Here is a 1073-nt window from a genome sequence, read left to right on the forward strand (position 1 = left end):
CTCACCGGCGCGGCCGCGGCCAACGCCGGGCACACGCCGTTCGGGCCCGTGGGGCTGGTCATGGGGGCCACGCTGCCCGAGCTGGAGCACTCGCTGCTCGACCTCAACGGGCCTATCCTCGCGCCGGGGCTGGGCGCCCAGGGCGCCTCCCCCGCCGACGTGGCGCGGCTGTTCGGGTCCGTACGGCACGCCGTCGTGCCCTCGGTCTCCCGCGCCGTGCTGGCCGACCCCAAGCGGCTGCGCTCGCGCACGCTCTATTTCCGTGACGAATGCGCGGCCCACCTGGACGCCAGGATCACCACTCAGAAGTGAGTCGCGATCCCGAACGCCTCCCGTAGCCGCGCCATGTCGTGCAGGTCGCGCGCCCTGGGCTCATACCCCTGGTGGAAGTGCACCTGCTGGGCGGCCGACAGGCAGGGGACCCGCACGCCCTCGATCACGCCGGTGACGAAGGCGGCGGCCGGGTAGGAGAACGCGCCGCCCCGGTCGTCGAGGCGCTGCAGCGCCGAGCCGTCGGGGGCGAACCGCAGGGGGTGCAGGTCCAGCTCGCGGCCATGGGGGCCGGCCATGACGAAGCGGGCCGGCCGGCCCGGCACGGCGCCATCGCGCTCGGCGTACCCCTCGGACTCGAGCGCGGCGATCACGGCGGGCTCCTGCTCGACGCGATGGAGCAGGTCGAGGTCGTCGTGCTCTCTGGTGACTCGGCCCACGAGCGCGTCGATCCCCCAGCCGCCGGCGACCCAGACCTCGCAGCCCGCCTCCCGCAGCGTCTCCAGCACCCGCAGCACGTCGCCCGCCTCGAACATCCGGCCTCCTCAGATCCGGTGATCAGCCTGGCACATCCGCCAGGACGCGGTTGACGGCGGCGAGCACCGCGTGGACCGAGGCCGTCAGTACGGAGGTGTCCTGGGCCGCGCCCCAGCGGGTGGCGCCGTCGACGCGGGCCTCCACGTACGCGATGGCGCGGCTGCCCCGGCCGGGGTCCAGGGCGTGCTCGGCGTAGTGGAGGATGTCGACGTCGATCCCGTCGGCGGCGAGCGCGGCGGTCAGCGCGGACAGCGGGCCGTTGCCGG

At 74.9% G+C, this 1073-nt stretch carries 2 protein-coding genes and 1 pseudogene; 1 reads left to right on the forward strand and 2 read right to left on the reverse strand.

Annotation, left to right across the window (positions count from 1 at the left end; genetic code table 11):
* Positions 1-312: pseudogene (locus AB0J09_RS65670) on the forward strand (orotidine 5'-phosphate decarboxylase); the annotation flags it as partial.
* Here the strand turns inward: AB0J09_RS65670 and AB0J09_RS65675 are convergent.
* Both AB0J09_RS65675 and AB0J09_RS65680 read right to left on the reverse strand, forming a co-directional pair.
* Positions 303-806 (reverse strand): hypothetical protein, encoded by a 504-nt coding sequence (locus AB0J09_RS65675; protein WP_360714731.1) that lies wholly within the window; start codon positions 804-806, stop codon positions 303-305. The pseudogene AB0J09_RS65670 and the gene AB0J09_RS65675 overlap by 10 nt on opposite strands.
* A gap of 22 nt (positions 807-828) precedes the next feature.
* Positions 829-1073: alpha-isopropylmalate synthase regulatory domain-containing protein (locus AB0J09_RS65680; protein WP_360714733.1), on the reverse strand; the 245-nt coding region annotated here is incomplete at its 5' end.

The organism is Nonomuraea sp. NPDC049784, assembly GCF_040659615.1.
Lineage (GTDB): Bacteria > Actinomycetota > Actinomycetes > Streptosporangiales > Streptosporangiaceae > Nonomuraea.